Here is a 16,809-nt window from a genome sequence, read left to right on the forward strand (position 1 = left end):
CGCCTATTGTGGCACGGAAGCCGCGCCGACCGCGATTCAGCGTGCCCGGGGCAACGATTCCGGCGTGATCTCGAACCGGGTGACACCGTTGTCCGCCATGCTCAGTACGGTCGCGATGGCCCCGCGGCCGGGAGGCAGCACGCGCGCCGTCACCGTCGTTCCCGGCCCCGCGTGGACCAGCGCGCCGCGCAGCGCCTCGCTGATCGCGTGCACGGCTGATGCTCGCTCCTCCTGCGCGAGGTGGTCGAGGCCGCCATCGTCGAGCAGGATGACTGTCGCGCCCCGGGCCCGGGCATCCCGAGCGGCCGCGAGGACCTCCTCGGTCGCCAGCGACCTGGCCCGGATGCGGTCGCGGAGCTGGGCCTCCACCGAGGAGATCCGGGCGAGATCGCTGGCAGAGATCTCGTCGGCGCGCACGATCGCCTCGAGCAGGGGCCGCGCGGTCGCGTTGAGGAACACGAGCTGGCGATCACGCTCGGCGACCCGCGCTGCCGCGCCCGATCGGTCGGCTTCCACCGAGGCAGCGGTATCGCGCAACTCGTTGATGACACTGACCTGTCGGCGCAGCGTGATGCCCAGGATGGTGCAGGTGCCGATCATGCTGAGGTTCCAGGACAGCTCCTGCCACGGATCGGCGATGTCCGACGGCACGGGGCCAGCGGCGAACCACCAGCCGAGGATGGTCGCCGAGAGCAGCGCCTCGCCCGCCCAGGCGGCGAGCGTCCGGCCGCGCAGGACCAGGAAGGACAGGATGATCGTGCCCGTCGGCCAGGTCCACGAGGCGTAGAGCGCCACGCGGTCCGGAGCGCCGATCATCGCGACGTTCGCGAGCGCCGCCAGACCAGGCAGCACCGCGATCGCGGCGGTCGCCCGGGCCGGCAGCGGGTCGCCGGGCGCGCGGAGGAGCAGCAAGGTCGCGGCGCCGATCAGCAGCACCGAGGCCAGCCACCAGGCGGGGCCGCGTTCCCACGTGCCCGTCGTCCACGCCCGCGCGCACTCGGCGATCGTCCATGCCGCGGCGATGGCGAGCGCCGGCCCGCTGCGCAGCCCGATCATCCGGGGCGTGTCGGTGCGGCCGCTAGTCCCCTCAGTCATCGTTGCCGCTCCAGGTCACTGTGACGGTGGTGCCCTCGCCGGGCGCGCTGTCGATCTCGAGCCCAGCACCCTCGATGAGCGCGACGCGTCCCCGCATCGCGGTGTGGATCCCGAGCCTGCGCGGCGGGACGCGCGCGGGGTCGAAGCCCCTGCCGTTGTCGGCGAGCATCGCGAAGATCGAGCCGGAGCCACATCGCACCAGCAAGCCGCGGCGCGCATCCTGCCCCGCATGGCGGATGCTGTTGCGGGCAGCTTCGGCGATCACTTCCTGGAGCATCCGCACTACCTCGAGCGGATAGGTGGCGCCAACGTCGTCGACGCTGGCGTGGAACGCGAAGTCCTCGCGGACATCACCGACGATCTGGCGCAGCCGAGCGATTGCCTCGCGAGCGATGACGGGCTCGGTGTCGCTGTCGCTGCGCGCGAGGGAGTCGAGCGTCTCGAGGCTGCCGAGCGCCGATTCGCGGACCTTGTGCGCGGGCGCCCCGGTGCATGCCGCCACGAAGGTCGAGACGATCGTGTCGTGCACGAGCGCGTCGAGCCTGTCGCGCTCCTGGTTGATGGCCGTCTCGCGGACCCGCTCGCCCGCCCTGGCGCGCAGCACCTCGGACTCGGAATCGATGAGTGCGGCATTCGCTTGCACGCTTCGGATCATCGCCGCGAAGATGACGCCGATCATGGCGATGGAGATGCCCTCGCGGATGGCCCAGTCCACGGGCACCCCATCCTGGGCCCAGTAGGTGTCGATCGCGTGCAGCGCGGCATAGATGACCGCGATCGGGACGAGCCTTCGCAGCGGCAGCACGAACGACGCGGTGATGATCGTCCCGGACCCGATGAGCAAGGGCCAGGGCATCGTGATGGGCGGGAGCTGGTGCGGCTCGAATGCCAGCGGGAGCGCGGCGATGACGGGGATGTACAGGACCGGATACGTGCCGCAGATGAGGCGGACGGCGCGAGCACTGCCCCACACCGAGGCGATGATCATCGCGGCATACATCCCCGGTATCGCGATGATCGCGGGAAGCAGCCACCACCATGGGTTTCCCGCCATCTGCTCGAGAATTGCGGGGAACTCGATGCCCAGGAACGCGGCCCCAGCGAATCCCAGGGCAAAACCGAGGACGCGGGTCATGCGTCCTGACGCGGTGTCCTCGCGAGCCATGAGCCTCGCTAGTGGCATGCGGGCCCCTCCGACTCCTCGTCGATCTGGATGGGTGTTCCCTGGCGCACGGTGACGCGGCGCGCCCCGTCGGGGGAGCTCGCGACGATCGAGCACGCGTGCTCGCGCCCCGGAGGCACTACCCGTACGGTCACGGTACCGTTCCCTTGCTCATCGAGCACGCGCGCGACCAGCGCGTCCACCGCATCCTTGGTTTCGCTGCGCGCGCCCGACAAGCCCCCATCATCGAGCAGCACGACATCGATGCCCCGGCGCCGAGCACGGGTGGCCGCGTCGAGCACGCGCTCGGTGGCCAGGACCCGCGCCCGCATACGGTCCCGCAGTCCGGCCTCGATGAGGAGCAGTTCCGAGCGCTCCCGCGCATCCAGCGGACCGCCTCCAGCGATGCGCTCGAGGCCAGGGATAGCGCTCTGCCGCAGCTCGGTGACCAATGCGGCGGACTCGCGCTCGCGGGCTGCCACCGCCGCCCGCTCCACGAGGAGGGACTCGCCTGCCGCGCGCAGCGTCGTGGCCCTGCGGCTCTGCGCCCGCAGCATCAGCGCGCAGCCGAGACCGATGGCGAAGAGGCACGAGGTCCAGATCAGCTTGGGCACTATGCTGTCCTGCCAGCCCGGGCCCGCCGCGACGGGCATGAGGGCATGCGTCGCCGACACCATGACGTGCCCGGTGATGGCGGTCGCGGTGCGTCCCCGCAGGGCCAGCACCGCCATCATCGCCGCGATCACTACCCACGCCCATCGCGGCTGGCTGGGTTGCATCTCGATCACCCAGCCCTCCGCGATCGCGACGATCATGGCCAGTCCCACCACCAGCCATGCACGTCGTGCGCGGATCGGCTCGCTCCGCCCGCTGACGGCGAGGATCGCCAGTGCCAACGTCGCCGGGCCGATGACCAGCGCTCCGATCGCCCCGAGCCACGTGTGGTTGGCGATCACTGCCCCGCTGGTCCCCACCACCACCCAGGCCGTGACGACGCCGATCGCTCCCCTAGTGCCGAGCCCCGCGATCGCCGCGGCGGACACGTCGTCGTTCCTCATGAGGCCTGCCAGCCGATCCGCACGGTGGTCCCCCGGCCTGGCATCGACTCGACCTCGGCGAGCCCGCCCGGCAGGTGCCGCATCCTTTCCTTGATCGACAGGGCGATGCCGATGCGCCTCGACGAGACCTTTCGTGGATCGAACCCGGCCCCGTCGTCGATGACACTGATCGCGATCCGCCCCGCGGCCACGTGCCCACGGATGCAGCGAGAAACGTGCCCGGGGCCGGCGTGGCGCAGCGAGTTCGCTACCGCCTCGCCGACGGCCGCCTGGACCGCGCGGACTGCCACGGCGGGGACGGGCAGCTCACCGACCGCGATGACATCCTGGGTGAAGCCGCATCGCTCGGCGTGGCCGGGCACGATCATTGCTGCGGCGACGCGCGGGGCAAGGGTGCTCGCGCCGTCCTCGTCGCGATGCTGGAGGCCGCGGATCGCGCGCAACCCTTCGCGGGCAGCCTTGACGGCCTCCTCGTCGGCGTGCCCCTGGCCCGCTAGGAGCAGGGCCGAGAGAACCGAGTCATGGACGAGAGCGTCCCCCCGCGCGCGCTCCTCGCTGCTCGCCCGCTCCGCCGCGACGCTCGCGGATTCCGCCCAGATCACCGCTGTCTCCCGATCGACCAGCGCTGCCCCGTTGCGCAGCGCGACCACGGCGACGACGAGAATGACGACAAGGGCCAGGGAACCGGAGATCTCCTCGCTGAGCAACCGTGCCCACAGCCCCCCGGTCGCCCAGCTCATCTGCGCCACGACCAGGCCCATCATTGCCCCCAAGTGGATCCAGGCGACCCTGCGGGAGGAGACCGCGGCGGCCACCGATGCCACTGCGCCACAGACGGCACTGGTCCAGGGCCAGCCTCCCCAGTCCAGGCTGCCCCGGGGATACGCGGCGAAACCGGACAGGACGATGAGGGCGTACAGCACGACGTAGGTGCTGCCCGCGCGGCACACCCCGCGCAACGGGGCCAGCGCCCCCGCCACTACCGTGAGCATGGCAGCGGCAGCGAGTGCCGCAGCGCCGGCGAACGACCATGCCGGCGAGGCGATGGCCGCTTGTTCACGGACCGCGGGAAGTGCCGCGAGGATGAAGACAACACCGGCGATCCCCGCCATGATCGCCACGAGCCGGATCACCCGCTCCTCGGTGCGCGAACGTGCGTCCAGTGCTCCGTGCTCCCCTCGTGCGATGCAGGCTCCGGCAATGGCCGTGGGTGGGATCTCCTCCCGGGACTGCCGGCTAGCTCGGCATCCAGATGGCGCGCAGGTCGTCCAGGGTGAGGCCCTCGAGGCTCTCGCGCTGGATGCGCCGGGGCCCGTCCGGAACGGGCACCGCGCAGGGGATGACCAGGACGGTCGCGCCCGCTGCCTCGGCGGCGGCGGTTCCCGTCGGCGAGTCCTCGATGGCCAGGCAATCGCCGGGCCGCAGCCCGAGCTCGTTCGCGGCCTTCTGGTACGGCTCGGGGTGCGGCTTGCCGAGCTGTACCTCGTCACCGCAGATGATGGCCTTGAACCTGTCCTGGCCCAAGGTGCCCAGCGCCCGCTCGGTGAGGTAGCGCTCGGTGTTGGTGACCAGTGCCATCGGCAGCCCGCTGGCCTCGACGAGATCGAGCGCCTCGCGCGCGCCCGGGCGCCATTCGAGCCCGGCGTCGAAGAGCTCGGCCGTCCGTGCACGCAGCCATTCCCGGGCCGTATCCAGATCGTCAGGCGTGCAGGGGATGCCGAGGTCGTCGAAGAGGATGGTCAGGCTGTGCGCCATGTTGGAGCCGACCATCGCTTCGCGTCCCAGGGTGGAAAGCGTGCCACCAAGATGCTCGGCAAGCGCCTCGAGGGAGACATCCCACAGCTTCTCGCTGTCGAGAAGAGTGCCGTCCATGTCCCAGAGGATCGCCGACGGCCCCCCGGCGCTGCTCCGGTCAGACATTGAAGTACTTCGCCTCGGGATGGTGCAGCACGAAGGCATCGGTGGACTGCTCGGGATGCAACTGGTACTCCTCCGACAGCACCACGCCGAGCCGACCTGGCTCGAGCAGGTCCACGAGCTTCGCCCGGTCCTCGAGGTCGGGGCAGGCCCCGTAGCCGAAGGAGTATCGCGCGCCCCGGTACGCGAGCTTGAAGAACTCCTGCACGTCGTCGGGGTCATCACTGGCGACCTTGCTGCCGCTCTCGTACACGAGCTCCTCGCGGACCCGCTTGTGCCAGTACTCGGCGAGGGCCTCGGTGAGCTGCACGCCGATGCCATGGACCTCGAGGTAGTCGCGGTAGGCGTTCTCGGCGAACAGGTCGTTGGCGAAATCCGCGATGGGCTTGCCCATGGTGACGAGCTGGAACGGCAGCACGTCCACCTGCCCGGTCTCTCGGGCATGCTCGCGGGACCGGATGAAGTCCGCCACGCACAGGAACCGGTCGCGCTGCTGCCGGGGGAAGGTGAACGAGCACCGCACGGGCGCATCCGGCTCGGGGGAATCGAGCACGTGCACGGTGTCCTTCTCGGAGATCGCCGGGAAGTAGCCATAGACGACGGCCGCGTGGGCGAGGATCCCCTCGGTGGCGAGCCGATCGAGCCAGTAGCGCAGCCGGGGCCGGCCCTCGGACTCCACGAGCTCCTCGTAGCTTGGCCCTTCGCTGCCCCGCACGCCACGCAGGCCCCACTGGCCCATGAACAGGGCCCGCTCGTCCAGCGTGGTGGAGTAATCGTTGAGGCTGATGCCCTTGACCACGCGGGTGCCCCAGAACGGTGGAGTGGGTACATCCATGTCGGCGGCGACATCGGAGCGCTCGGGCACGACGATGGGCGCCTGCTCGGCCTTGCGCTTCTCGGCGATGCGCTTGGAGCGCTCATGCCGCGCCTTGCGCTCCTCCTCCTTGCGCCGGGCCTCGATCGCCTCGGGACTGTCCGGGTCGGGCCCCTGGCCGCGCTTCTCGGCGATGATGGTGTCCATCAGCCGCAGGCCCTCGAACGCGTCGCGCGCGTAGCGGACCTGCCCGTCGTAGACCTCCGACAGATCGTTCTCCACATAGGTGCGGGTGAGTGCCGCGCCACCGAGCAGGACCGGGAACTGCTCGGCCATGCCGCGCTGGTTGATCTCCTGGAGGTTCTCCTTCATCACCACCGTGGACTTGACGAGGAGCCCGGACATGCCGATCACATCGGCGCGCTTCTCCACGGCTGCCTCGAGGATCGTCGAGATGGGCTGCTTGATGCCGAGGTTGACGACCTCGTAGCCATTGTTGCTGAGAATGATGTCGACGAGGTTCTTGCCGATGTCGTGGACGTCGCCCTTGACGGTGGCAAGCACGATCCGCCCCTTGCCGTCCTCGTCAGTGGCCTCCATGTGCGGCTCGAGGTGCGCGACCGCAGTCTTCATCACCTCTGCGGAGGTGAGGACGAAGGGAAGCTGCATCTGGCCCGAGCCGAACAGCTCGCCGACCACCTTCATGCCCGCGAGGAGGTGATCGTTGATGATCGCGATGGGCGACTTCTCGCCCATTGCCTCCTCGAGATCGTCCTCGAGGCCGTTGCGCTCGCCGTCCACGATGCGCCGCTCAAGCCGCTCGAACAGGGGCAGCGCAGCGAGCTCGGCTGCCCGGGACTCCCGCGCCGAGGCCGCCGAGACTCCCTCGAACAGCTCCATGAACACCTGGAGGGGGTCGTAGTCATCGCGCCGGCGGTTGTACACCAGATCCAGCGCGACCTTGCGCTGCTCCTCGCCGATCTTCGACATCGGGAGGATCTTCGACGCGTGCACGATGGCGGTATCGAGCCCGGCCTGGGTGCACTCGTGGAGGAACACCGAGTTCAGTACCTGCCGGGCGGCCGCGTTCAGTCCGAACGAGATGTTCGACACCCCGAGCGTGGTGTGCACGCGCGGACGCTTCTCCTTGAGCATCCGGATCGCCTCGATCGTCTCGAGCCCGTCGCGGCGCACCTCCTCCTGCCCGGTGGAGATGGGGAAGGTGAGGCAGTCGACGATGATGTCCTCCTCGCGCATCCCCCAGTTCGTGGTGATGTCCTCGATGAGGCGCTCGGCGATGCCCACCTTCCACTCGGCGGTCCGCGCCTGGCCCTCCTCATCGATGCACAGCGCCACCACGGCTGCACCATGCTCCTTGACCAGCCGCATGATTTTCTGGAAGCGGGAATCCGGGCCAGCGCCGTCCTCGTAGTTCACCGAGTTGACCGCGCAGCGCCCGCCCAGGTGCTCGAGGCCCGCCCGCAGCACCTCCGGCTCGGTGGAGTCCAGCATGATCGGCAGCGTGGACGACGTAGCCAGCCGGGAGGCGAGCTCGGACATGTCGGCGGCGCCATCGCGGCCGACATAGTCGATGCACAGGTCGAGCATGTGCGCGCCATCCCGCGTCTGGTCCTTGGCGATGTCGAGGCACTTCTGCCAATCGGCGTTGAGCATCGCGTCGCGGAAAGCCTTGGAGCCATTGGCGTTGGTGCGCTCACCGATCATCAGGATGGAGCTGTCCTGCTCGAACGGGACAGCGGAGTACAGCGAAGCCACTCCCGGCTCCGGCCGGGGATCCCGGCGGGCCTTCTCGACGGCCCGGACAGCGTCACGGACCGCGGTGATGTGCTCCGGCGTCGTGCCGCAACAGCCGCCCACGAGCCCGAGGCCGAACTCGGTGACAAAACCGGTGAGAGCGGTGGCGAGCTCGTCGGCGGTCAATGGGTACTCGGCGCCGTTGGCCCCCAGCACCGGCAACCCGGCGTTGGGCATCACCGAAACAGGCAGGCGCGAATGCTTCGACAGGTGCCGGAGGTGCTCGCTCATCTCCTCCGGCCCCGTGGCGCAGTTGAGGCCGATCATGTCGATGCCGAGCGGCTCGAGGGCGGTGAGCGCGGCACCGATCTCGCTGCCGAGCAGCATGGTTCCGGTGGTCTCCATCGTGACGTGCGTGATGATCGGCAGGCGCGTCCCCGCCTTGTCCATGGCGTGCTGCGCACCGATGATCGCGGCCTTGACCTGCAGCAAGTCCTGGCTGGTCTCGATGAGGATTGCGTCCGCGCCACCATCGATCATGCCGAGGGCACACTCGGTGTAGGCATCGCGCAGGTCAGCGAAAGGTGCATGGCCGAGGGTGGGCAGCTTCGTGCCCGGGCCAATGGACCCCAGCACGAACCGGCCGATGCCATCCTCGCCCGGGCCATACTCGTCGCAGGCCTCGCGCGCGAGGCGGGTGCCCCGCTCGGAGAGGTCGCGGATGCGATCAGCGATGTCATAGTCAGCGAGGTTCGGCAGGTTGCAGCCGAACGTATTGGTCTCGATGGCATCAGCGCCGGCCTCGAGATAGGACAAGTGGATATGGCGCAGCACATCGGGCCGCGTCTCGTTGAGGATCTCGTTGCAGCCCTCGAGGCCGAGGAAGTCGTCGAGGGTAAGGTCCGCCGCCTGCAGCATCGTGCCCATCGCGCCGTCGCCGATCAGGACGCGACGGGACAGGGCATCGAGAAACTTCGACGAAGGCACAGGCATGGGCTCCAGGGTAATGGTCAGGACCGACAATCCTCATCTTTGGCGCTCGCGCTGCAGCGCGAGCGCCTCGCCCGCGCCACGCTACCCGCTCGCTCAGGACCGCCGAAACCGCGCACCGGTACGCCGCCCCGGCCCGATCGGTCGTAGGCTGCATATGTGAGCTTCCGCTACGTGACCAACGACCCGCCAGTCCTCCGCGCCCCCGTCATGGTGGCCGCGTTCGAGGGATGGAACGACGCGGGCGACGCAGCCACCGACGCGGTGGAGCACCTCGAGCTCAACTGGGACGCCGCGCCGCTCGCCGAGCTCGACGCCGACGACTACTACGACTACCAGGTCAACCGCCCCATCGTGCGGCTTGCCAACGGCGTCACCCGGGAGATCACCTGGCCCACCACGCGCGTCTCCGCGTGCACGCCCCCCGGCAGCGATCACGACCTCGTGCTGCTGCGCGGCATCGAGCCGAACTTCCGGTGGAAGACCTTCTGCGACGAGCTGCTCGAGCTCGCCGAGTCCCTCGACGTCACCAGGATCATCCTCATCGGGGCGCTGCTCGCCGACGCCCCCCACACCCGGCCCGTACCGGTATCCGGCACGGCCTTCAGCGCCGAGGTCGCCAAGCAGTACGGCTTGGAGCAGACCAAGTACGAGGGCCCCACGGGCATCGTGGGCGTGCTGCAGGACGAGTGCGTGCGGCGCGGTATTCCCGCAGTAAGCTTCTGGGCCGCGATCCCCCACTATGTGGCGCAGCCGCCCAATCCCAAGGGCACCGTCGCGCTGCTGCGCCGCGTCGAGGACGTCCTCGACATGGAGGTCCCGCTCGGCGAGCTCCCCGCCCAGGCCGAGGAATGGGAGCAAGCGATCAGCGAGATGGCCGAGGACGACGAGGAGATCGCCGAGTACGTCCGGGCGCTCGAGGAACGAGGAGACGCCGAGGACGATCTCGGGCAGCTCGCATCAAAGATCGATGGGGATGATATCGCCCACGAGTTCGAGCGCTACCTGCGCCGACGCGGCCCTGGCACCGCCGGAGGGCATGGTCCCGGCTCCCCTGCCTAGCAGCGCCCCTCGCGCTCGCGCCGCGGATCCGGGATCCTGGAGGAGTACCACCAACGCCAAGAACAGGAGGATCGCATGTTCGCCATCCTCGCGCTGGTCGCCATCGCAGTGATGACCGCGACCGTGCTCGCCTTTGCCGCGACCGGGCCCAAGACCTACTGGAGGGTCAGCGCGGTAGTGCTGTGGGCGGGGATCGGGGTGTTCATTGCCCGCGCCACCGTGCTCGAGGATCTCGACGGACTACCGTTCCTCCTGCCGATCGCGATGCTGCTGCTGATCGCCGGGAGCATCGCCACCTACACGCGCGTCATCGTCAGCACCCTCGACACCCTGGAGCGACGGAGCGGCCCGATGGGACGACGGCGCTGGTAGCCCCGGCCGGGCTAGTCGCCGGTTGGGCTAGTCACCGGTTGGGCTAGTTCCCGGCTGGGCTAGCCCCGGCGCGCATAGCGGCAAGCTCCTGCGCGAACGCCCCCTGGTACGAATCGAGGTCGGTGATGCTTCCCGATCGCGCCAGGACACCGATCGTCATGTCATCGCCGAGCGTGGAAACCCAGTGCGCCACCCCGAGCCCCTCGATGAAGGGGACGCCCAGCGATCGATAGACCGGGGCACCGCCGAGCGCGAGCGGACCAGGACCGATCGGAACGTTGACCAGCACAGCGTTGGCCGCCGGAGCCTGCGTGCCCGGCGTCCGCCGTCGTTGCAGGCGGCCCAGCAACGACAGTGCCCGAGGCAGGAACAGCGGCGGGATCGCCTGCATCGCCCGTTCCCCATGCAGCCGAGGCCCGTCGGCGAGCGCGGTCTTGATCCGACCCGATGCGCCCGCGATCGCCGCGACACGTTCCAGCGGGTCCTCGATATCGGTGCGCAGGGGAAAGATCACCATGGCGAAATCGTTGCCGATCAACCGCTCCCGGCCATCCGTGCCACCAGTGGTCGAGACGGTCACGATCGATCGAAGCGGGACCTCGGGCAACGTGGCGTGCTCCAGAAGGTATCGGCGCAGCGCGCCGCCGACCAGCGCGAGCACCGCATCATTGACCGTCGCGCCAGGAATGCCCGCCCGCGCCTCGTTCATCGCGCGCAGCGAGGTCGTCACCACGAAGAACCGATGCCCGGAGCCCGCCGGATCAGTGGCCGCCCGCGGTCCACGGCCCTCCAGCCCCTCGACCGCTGCGCCGCCCGAGCCGGATCTCGTCCGCGCCTGCCCGATGCTCGCGGCGAACCGCAATGCGCGCCGCGGCATCTCGGCGATGCTGCTCGCGGCCACGACCGTCGCCGGGGGAAGAGGTAGGGCTCGTGCCCCCGAGCCGGAGTCCGTCGTGGGAGGCCGGGCCGGAACGAGCGGCGATACCGCCAGCAGCGCCCGGACGAAAGCCGCCGAGGCGCCCCCGTCCATCACGGCATGCTCGGTGCGCACCACCAGCGCCATCGTGCCCGGCCGGATTCCGGGCCCATCCGGCACCCCGGTCAGCAACATCACATGCCAGGGCGCGCGCTGCGGATCGAGGCGCTCATGGCGGATCGCCACCAGCCGGTCACAGAATCCTGCCCACGTCAGCGAAGGGTCGAGAGCCTCGACACTGACATGGTCAGCGATATCGAACCCGGGATCCACCACCAGATGGCTACTGCCCAGCCCACCCGGAGAACGAACGATACGACGCTGGAAACAGGGGTGATGCGCGAGGCGCTCCGCGACGAATCCCCGCAGCAAGGCCGACGAATCGGGAACCCCATCGGCCTGCCGGGGATCGACGAACAGGACATGCATTATCGCCGAAGCCTGCGCACCCTCGTTCAGGTAGGTCATCCAGGTGCTGGTGTCGTCGAGCCTCACAGGCTCGACCCTACGCCCCGGCGCTTGCCGGTGTCCCTAGCTCGCCATCGCCACGGGACGGGCCGCGCGCAGCGCCGGCGCGATCGTCAGGGAGTAGCCGCCCACGCTGGTCTGGCTGACGCCTGCCGTATACGTCGGCGGGCACCATGCCTCGACGATCGAGGACTCCTCCGGCCCGCCGAGGTACAGGAACACCGGGCGATCACGGTCGCCCCCGACGAGGAGCGTCAGCCCATGCGCGCTGCTCGCGGGCACTCGGAAAGCGACCGCTGCGCGAGGCGGGATCATGGCGGGAGCTGGAATGGCGTCGCTCCTGTTCGCTCGGTCGGCCGGGGAGGGCGAATCGACAACGAGCGGCTCTGCGGTGAGGTTGGTCACGCTGATGGTCAAGGCGGTGTTGCGCATCGAGTTGATCTCCACCTAGTTCTGCAGTGTGGCTGGGCACGCTCGGGGGCAACGAGCGTGGCGTACTACCCTGCTTATCGGTAGTTGCCGGAGCAATGTTTCAGGAATCCTGGTGAACACCCGGCAAACTCGGTGTGATAGCGCACACAGCGTGGGCTCCTCGCTGGCTCCGCGCGGTTGGCTCCCGCGCGGTGGGCTCGCGCGGTGGGCTCCGCTCGGTGGGCTCGCGCGGTGGGCTCCGCGCGGCAAAAGCACCCGATATCGCCAAACGCGATAGAAACTGACCTGGATTCGCAGCAGCTTCTATCGCGTTTGCGGGCCCGCGCCGCCACCGAGCGCCGAGCCAGCCAACCAGCGAGGAGCGCCGAGAAAGCTAGCCCAGCAGCGACACCCCGAGCAGCGCATCCACAGTGGCAGCAACGTCGGCACCGGCGGTGGCGCTGCGTCCTCCGCGATCGGTGGCCTCCGCCGCCCAGAAATCCAGGGCGGCCAGCGCGCCCGGGGTGTTCAGATCATCGGCGAGATGCCTGCGCACCTCCGCGATGACGCCGGAAGCATCGGGGGCGCCCTCTCGCCGGACGGCGTCGCGCCAGCGGGCGAGCCTGCGCTCCGCGTCGGCGAGCAGCTCGTCCGTCCAGTGCCGGTCCTCCCGGTAGTGGCCATTGAGCAAGGCGAGGCGGATCGCGGCCGGGTCGACGCCCTGCCCGCGCAGCCGCGAGACGAACACGAGGTTGCCCCGGCTCTTGGACATCTTTTCCCCGTCGAGGCCGATCATGCCGGTGTGCACGTAGTGCCGCGCCATGCGTCGCGCGCCCGTCGCGGCCTCGGCGTGCGCGGCGGAGAACTCGTGATGCGGGAAGATGAGATCGCTTCCGCCGCCTTGAATGTCGAAGCCGACACCGATGCGGTTGAGCGCGATGGCGGAGCATTCGATGTGCCAGCCAGGCCGTCCCTTGCCGAAGGGCGAGTCCCAGGACGGCTCGCCGGGCCGCTCGGCCCGCCAGAGCAGTGCATCGAGGGGGTCCCGCTTGCCCGGGCGATCGGGGTCGCCGCCGCGCTCGGCGAAGAAGCGGCGCATGGTCTCGGCGTCGTAGCCCGACTCGTACCCGAACTGCTCGGTCGCGGCGATGGGGAAATACACGTCCGGGTGCTCGGCATCGTCGACGGTGTAGGCATGGCCGGAGGAGACGAGCTTCTCGACCATCTCGATCACTTCGTGGATCGACTCGACCGCACCGATGTAGTCGCGCGGCGGGAGCACGCGCAGGGCTTCCATGTCCTCGCGGAACAGCGCGGTCTCGCGCATCCCGAGGACGATCCAGTCCTCGCCGTCGCGCTCGGCACGCTCGAACAGGGGGTCATCGACATCGGTGACGTTCTGCACGTAGTGAACGTCGTGCCCGAGGTCGCGCAGGACGCGATTGATGATGTCGAACGCCAGGTAGGTCGCCGCGTGGCCGAGGTGCGTGGCGTCGTAGGGGGTGATGCCGCACACGTACATCGTGGCGGTCGGCCCTGGTGAGACCGGACGCAGCGCGCGATCAGCGGTGTCGAAGAGGCGGAGCGCCGGGCCACGGCGATGCGGTGCCCCGATGGAGGGCAGATCAGGGGCAGACCAGGACAGCATGTCTCCCACTGTAGGCGTTGCGCTGCTGCTCGCCACAGTCGCGCGCCCTCATGCCCCGGCTACCAGAGCGGCCACGGGATGGGGTTCGGCGAGACCGGAACGGGCAGCATGCCTGATTCCCGCAGCCGCGCGGTCCGGTCGCGCAGCGCCGCGAGCTCCGCGGGGGGCAGGTGCTCGGCCAGCGCTTCCGAGAGGTTTTTGTCGAGCGCCGCGAGGAGCGCGCCGAGGCGGTCGTGCTCGTCCGCGGTGAGCGGCGCGCCCGCCCATCCCCACAGCACGGTGCGGAGCTTGTCGTCGGCGTGCAGGCAGATCCCATGATCGATGGCGTGGATGCGCCCGCCCGGCCCGGCGATGACGTGCCCGCCCTTGCGGTCGGTGTTGTTGAGCACCACGTCGAGCAGGGCGATCTCGCGCAGGCGCGGTTCGTCGCGGTGAGCGATGACGAGCTCCTCGGGTGGCTCGTCGTCGGACCATGCCCGCAGCACCGGCAGGTAGCCGGGCTCAATCGCGGCGGCGGGGAACACGCCCACGAGGTCGTCGGTCTCCTCGGTCGTCTCGATCCATTCCTGCACCATGCCCGGGCCGTGCGGGCCATCGCGCAGCACTGTCACGGGTATCGCTCCGATGCCGAGCGCGCGGTCGATGAGGTAGGAGGCGTGCTCGCGGCCTGCGAGCGTCCCGTCAGGAAAGTCCCAGAGTGGCCGCTCACCGCGCACAGGCTTGTAGATGCAGCGTTGCCGTCTCCCATCGAGCTGCGCGTCGCACAGGAAGCTGACGTTGCTCGCGGCGGGGATGCGGCCCAGTATCGCCAGCGCTCCCTCGCCGAGCACGCTAGCGGTGCCCGCCATCACTCGTCGTCGTCGCTATCGGGCGCTTCGTGCGGATCTATGTGCACGCCGCGGCGGTAGCCATTGAGCCGGATGCAGAGGTGGCCCTCGGGGTCGAGGGGCTCGCCGCAGAGGGGGCATGTGGGCCGTCCGGCGGAGACGATGGAATGAGCGCGCGCGACGAACTCCCGTGCCCGCTCGGGCACCAGGAACACGCGCAGTGCGTCGGGGCCTTCCTCGGCGTCGCCGAGCACCACGGATTCGTCGACCTCGCCCTCGGTGAGCGCGAGCAGCTCCACGACCACCGAGCCGGCCTCCGCGTCCCAGCCCAGGCCCATCGTGCCGACCCGGAACTCGGGCTCGACCGGGCTGACCAGCGGATCGGTGTCAGTGAACTCGTCCGCGGGCGGCGGTATGGGTGCTCCGAACCGCTTGCGCACCTCGTCGAGCATCGCCCCGACGCGGTCGGCGAGAACCTGGACCTGCTGCTTCTCGAGCATCACGCTCACCACGCGCTTCTCGTGGATCGCTTGCAGGTAGAACGTGCGATCGCCGGGCTGCCCGACGGTTCCGGCGATGAAACGATCGGGGCTGCGGAAAACATGGATCACGCGTGACATGGCTTCTCCAACCCTACTGTGTGCGGTTCCGGTCGCGCGAGTCGATGCTAGCGAGGCACATGGCCGCCCACGGCGGCCTCCGACGACGCGCCGCCGCCCGTGCCAGGGTGCCCGAGCCCATCGAAGCGCGAGCCATGGTCGTTCAAGTGGTGCAGGAACGGGCGCGTCTCGGTGTAGCGGACGACGCTCACCGAGCCGGGCTCGACTACGATCCGCTGGAACCCGTCGAGGTGCAGGCCCAGCGCGTCAGCGACGATCGCCTTGATGATGTCGCCGTGCGAGCAGGCCAGCCATGCCACATCGCGACCGTGCTCCGCGCGAAGGCGCTCGTCATGCTCGCGGACCGCCGCGACGGCGCGGGCCTGCATCGCTGGCATCGACTCCCCGCCCGGGAACGCCACTGCCGCTGGGTGCTGCTGCACCACCCGCCACAACGGCTCGTCCACGAGGTCCGCCAGCGAGCGGCCCGTCCATGAGCCGTAATCGACCTCGATGAGCCGGTCCTCGATGATCGGCTCGATGCCACAACGCTCGGCCAGGGGCGCGACGGTCTGGGCGCAGCGCAGCAGTGGCGAATGCACGATGCGGACGAGCGGGACGCCGGATAGTCGCTCCACCAGGTCGTGTGCCTGGGCCAGGCCACGCTCGTCGAGGCTGATGTCGCTGCTGCGCCCGGCGAGGATGCCGGAGGTGTTGGCGTGGGATCGACCATGGCGCAGCAGCAGGACCGTCATGCCATCACTGTAGTGCCGGTGCCGGCGCGGTGGCCGCCCCCATGTCGAGTGCTCGGCCTCCCGTCACGTCGCGCTGATCGTGCCCGCTGACAGCAGGGCCAGCATGATCACGCCGACGATGACCCGGTATCCCACGAACCACATCATCGAGTAGCTCTGGACGAAGCGCAGGAACCAGGCGATGGTCGCATAGCCGACGATGAAGGTGATCACTGTGGTCACCGCGAGCTGGAGGCCCGTGGCGCTCAGCCCCGTTCCCGACGGATTGAACGCATCGGGCAGGCTGAACAGTCCCGCGGCCACTACGGCGGGGATGGCGAGGTAGAACGAGAAGCGGGCGGCGGCGTAGCGGTCGAGGCCCAGGGCGAGGCCCGCGGTCATGGTGCCGCCCGAGCGGGACACACCGGGAATCAGCGCGAATGCCTGCGCTATGCCCATGCCTACGGCGTCCTTGCCGTTGATCTCCGCGACAGGACGGCGCTTGCTGCCCCAGTAGTCGGCGGCACCGAGGAGCAACCCCGCGATGATGAACATCCACGCGATGATCCACAGGTTCCGCGCTCCTTCCCGGACCTCGTCCCGGAAGATGAAGCCGAGCACGCCGATCGGCAGCGAACCAATGATGATGTACCAGCCCATCCGGTACTCGAACGCCTGCCGCGCCTCCTTGCTGATGAGGCCGTGCAGCCAGCCGCGCGCGATGGAATAGATGTCCTTGGCGAAGAACACCAGGACCGCCGCCTCGGTGCCAAGCTGCGAGACCGCCGTGAACGACGCGCCGGCGTCGGTGCCGAACAGCAGCTCATCGGCCAGGCGCATGTGCCCCGAGGAGGAGATGGGCAGGAACTCGGTGAGCCCCTGGATGATCGACAACACGATCACTTGCAGCCAGGACATGTG

Annotated in this window: 15 protein-coding genes; 2 read left to right on the top strand and 13 right to left on the bottom strand. The window is 69.4% G+C overall.

The window, feature by feature from the left end; genetic code table 11:
• Nucleotides 1-36 precede the first annotated feature (36 nt).
• The 6 genes from HT102_RS01570 to metH all read right to left on the bottom strand — a co-directional run bounded on the left by HT102_RS01570 (nucleotide 37) and on the right by metH (nucleotide 8,794).
• Nucleotides 37-1,095 (bottom strand): hypothetical protein, encoded by a 1,059-nt coding sequence (locus HT102_RS01570; RefSeq protein ID WP_192037650.1) that lies wholly within the window; start codon nucleotides 1,093-1,095, stop codon nucleotides 37-39.
• Complete coding sequence (locus tag HT102_RS01575; protein ID WP_192037651.1) at nucleotides 1,088-2,278, bottom strand: sensor histidine kinase; 1,191 nt, start codon at nucleotides 2,276-2,278, stop codon at nucleotides 1,088-1,090. The genes HT102_RS01570 and HT102_RS01575 overlap by 8 nt, the downstream gene beginning before the upstream one ends.
• The gene (locus tag HT102_RS01580; protein WP_192037652.1) at nucleotides 2,269-3,315 is read right to left on the bottom strand and encodes a hypothetical protein; all 1,047 of its coding nucleotides are present in this window, start codon (nucleotides 3,313-3,315) and stop codon (nucleotides 2,269-2,271) included. The genes HT102_RS01575 and HT102_RS01580 overlap by 10 nt, the downstream gene beginning before the upstream one ends.
• Complete coding sequence (locus HT102_RS16230; protein ID WP_192037653.1) at nucleotides 3,312-4,448, bottom strand: sensor histidine kinase; 1,137 nt, start codon at nucleotides 4,446-4,448, stop codon at nucleotides 3,312-3,314. The genes HT102_RS01580 and HT102_RS16230 overlap by 4 nt, the downstream gene beginning before the upstream one ends.
• A gap of 103 nt (nucleotides 4,449-4,551) precedes the next feature.
• Complete coding sequence (locus HT102_RS01590) at nucleotides 4,552-5,235, bottom strand: HAD family hydrolase (protein WP_192037654.1); 684 nt, start codon at nucleotides 5,233-5,235, stop codon at nucleotides 4,552-4,554.
• On the bottom strand, nucleotides 5,228-8,794 hold the full coding sequence (metH, locus tag HT102_RS01595; protein WP_192037655.1) for a methionine synthase: 3,567 nt from the start codon (nucleotides 8,792-8,794) through the stop codon (nucleotides 5,228-5,230). The genes HT102_RS01590 and metH overlap by 8 nt, the downstream gene beginning before the upstream one ends.
• A 207-nt stretch (nucleotides 8,795-9,001) precedes the next feature.
• Here metH and HT102_RS01600 point away from each other — a divergent pair, with 207 nt between their 5' ends.
• Together HT102_RS01600 and HT102_RS01605 are read left to right on the top strand one after the other, a co-directional pair.
• Nucleotides 9,002-9,853 carry a PAC2 family protein gene (locus tag HT102_RS01600; RefSeq protein WP_192038001.1) on the top strand — a complete coding sequence of 284 codons (852 nt, stop codon included), beginning with the start codon at nucleotides 9,002-9,004 and terminating at the stop codon, nucleotides 9,851-9,853.
• Nucleotides 9,854-9,928: 75 nt separating this feature from the next.
• A complete protein-coding gene (locus tag HT102_RS01605) occupies nucleotides 9,929-10,225 on the top strand; it encodes a hypothetical protein (protein ID WP_192037656.1) in 297 nt (98 codons plus the stop codon).
• A gap of 43 nt (nucleotides 10,226-10,268) precedes the next feature.
• Here HT102_RS01605 and HT102_RS01610 read toward each other — a convergent pair whose 3' ends face one another.
• From HT102_RS01610 to HT102_RS01640, 7 genes are all read right to left on the bottom strand, one after another.
• Complete coding sequence (locus HT102_RS01610) at nucleotides 10,269-11,696, bottom strand: wax ester/triacylglycerol synthase domain-containing protein (protein WP_192037657.1); 1,428 nt, start codon at nucleotides 11,694-11,696, stop codon at nucleotides 10,269-10,271.
• A gap of 36 nt (nucleotides 11,697-11,732) precedes the next feature.
• Complete coding sequence (locus HT102_RS01615; RefSeq protein WP_192037658.1) at nucleotides 11,733-12,101, bottom strand: hypothetical protein; 369 nt, start codon at nucleotides 12,099-12,101, stop codon at nucleotides 11,733-11,735.
• Between the two features lie 373 nt (nucleotides 12,102-12,474).
• A complete protein-coding gene (gene mshC, locus HT102_RS01620; protein WP_192037659.1) occupies nucleotides 12,475-13,728 on the bottom strand; it encodes a cysteine--1-D-myo-inosityl 2-amino-2-deoxy-alpha-D-glucopyranoside ligase in 1,254 nt (417 codons plus the stop codon).
• Between the two features lie 59 nt (nucleotides 13,729-13,787).
• Nucleotides 13,788-14,576 carry an SCO1664 family protein gene (locus HT102_RS01625; RefSeq protein ID WP_192037660.1) on the bottom strand — a complete coding sequence of 263 codons (789 nt, stop codon included), beginning with the start codon at nucleotides 14,574-14,576 and terminating at the stop codon, nucleotides 13,788-13,790.
• Nucleotides 14,576-15,175 (bottom strand): DUF3090 domain-containing protein, encoded by a 600-nt coding sequence (locus tag HT102_RS01630; RefSeq protein WP_192037661.1) that lies wholly within the window; start codon nucleotides 15,173-15,175, stop codon nucleotides 14,576-14,578. Before HT102_RS01630 ends, HT102_RS01625 begins: the two co-directional genes overlap by 1 nt.
• 47 nt (nucleotides 15,176-15,222) lie before the next feature.
• Nucleotides 15,223-15,909, bottom strand: a complete 687-nt coding sequence (locus HT102_RS01635) for a histidine phosphatase family protein (protein WP_192037662.1) — start codon at nucleotides 15,907-15,909, stop codon at nucleotides 15,223-15,225.
• A 63-nt stretch (nucleotides 15,910-15,972) separates the two neighbouring features.
• Complete coding sequence (locus HT102_RS01640) at nucleotides 15,973-16,806, bottom strand: undecaprenyl-diphosphate phosphatase (RefSeq protein WP_192038002.1); 834 nt, start codon at nucleotides 16,804-16,806, stop codon at nucleotides 15,973-15,975.
• Nucleotides 16,807-16,809 lie beyond the last annotated feature (3 nt).

The organism is Lolliginicoccus lacisalsi, from assembly GCF_014841105.1.
In the GTDB taxonomy this organism is placed as follows: Bacteria; Actinomycetota; Actinomycetes; order Mycobacteriales; family Mycobacteriaceae; genus Lolliginicoccus; species Lolliginicoccus lacisalsi.

Excerpts from the sequence above, each read along its gene's own strand:
- mshC (WP_192037659.1), bottom strand. The coding sequence starts at position 13,728 with ATGCTGTCCTGGTCTGCCCCTGATCTGCCCTCCATCGGGGCACCGCAT.
- HT102_RS01625 (WP_192037660.1), bottom strand. The coding sequence starts at position 14,576 with ATGGCGGGCACCGCTAGCGTGCTCGGCGAGGGAGCGCTGGCGATACTG.
- HT102_RS01575 (WP_192037651.1), bottom strand. The coding sequence starts at position 2,278 with ATGCCACTAGCGAGGCTCATGGCTCGCGAGGACACCGCGTCAGGACGC.
- HT102_RS01635 (WP_192037662.1), bottom strand. The coding sequence starts at position 15,909 with ATGACGGTCCTGCTGCTGCGCCATGGTCGATCCCACGCCAACACCTCC.
- HT102_RS01640 (WP_192038002.1), bottom strand. The coding sequence starts at position 16,806 with ATGTCCTGGCTGCAAGTGATCGTGTTGTCGATCATCCAGGGGCTCACC.
- HT102_RS01615 (WP_192037658.1), bottom strand. The coding sequence starts at position 12,101 with ATGCGCAACACCGCCTTGACCATCAGCGTGACCAACCTCACCGCAGAG.
- HT102_RS01580 (WP_192037652.1), bottom strand. The coding sequence starts at position 3,315 with ATGAGGAACGACGACGTGTCCGCCGCGGCGATCGCGGGGCTCGGCACT.
- metH (WP_192037655.1), bottom strand. The coding sequence starts at position 8,794 with ATGCCTGTGCCTTCGTCGAAGTTTCTCGATGCCCTGTCCCGTCGCGTC.
- HT102_RS01570 (WP_192037650.1), bottom strand. The coding sequence starts at position 1,095 with ATGACTGAGGGGACTAGCGGCCGCACCGACACGCCCCGGATGATCGGG.
- HT102_RS01605 (WP_192037656.1), top strand. The coding sequence starts at position 9,929 with ATGTTCGCCATCCTCGCGCTGGTCGCCATCGCAGTGATGACCGCGACC.
- HT102_RS01600 (WP_192038001.1), top strand. The coding sequence starts at position 9,002 with ATGGTGGCCGCGTTCGAGGGATGGAACGACGCGGGCGACGCAGCCACC.
- HT102_RS01630 (WP_192037661.1), bottom strand. The coding sequence starts at position 15,175 with ATGTCACGCGTGATCCATGTTTTCCGCAGCCCCGATCGTTTCATCGCC.
- HT102_RS01590 (WP_192037654.1), bottom strand. The coding sequence starts at position 5,235 with ATGTCTGACCGGAGCAGCGCCGGGGGGCCGTCGGCGATCCTCTGGGAC.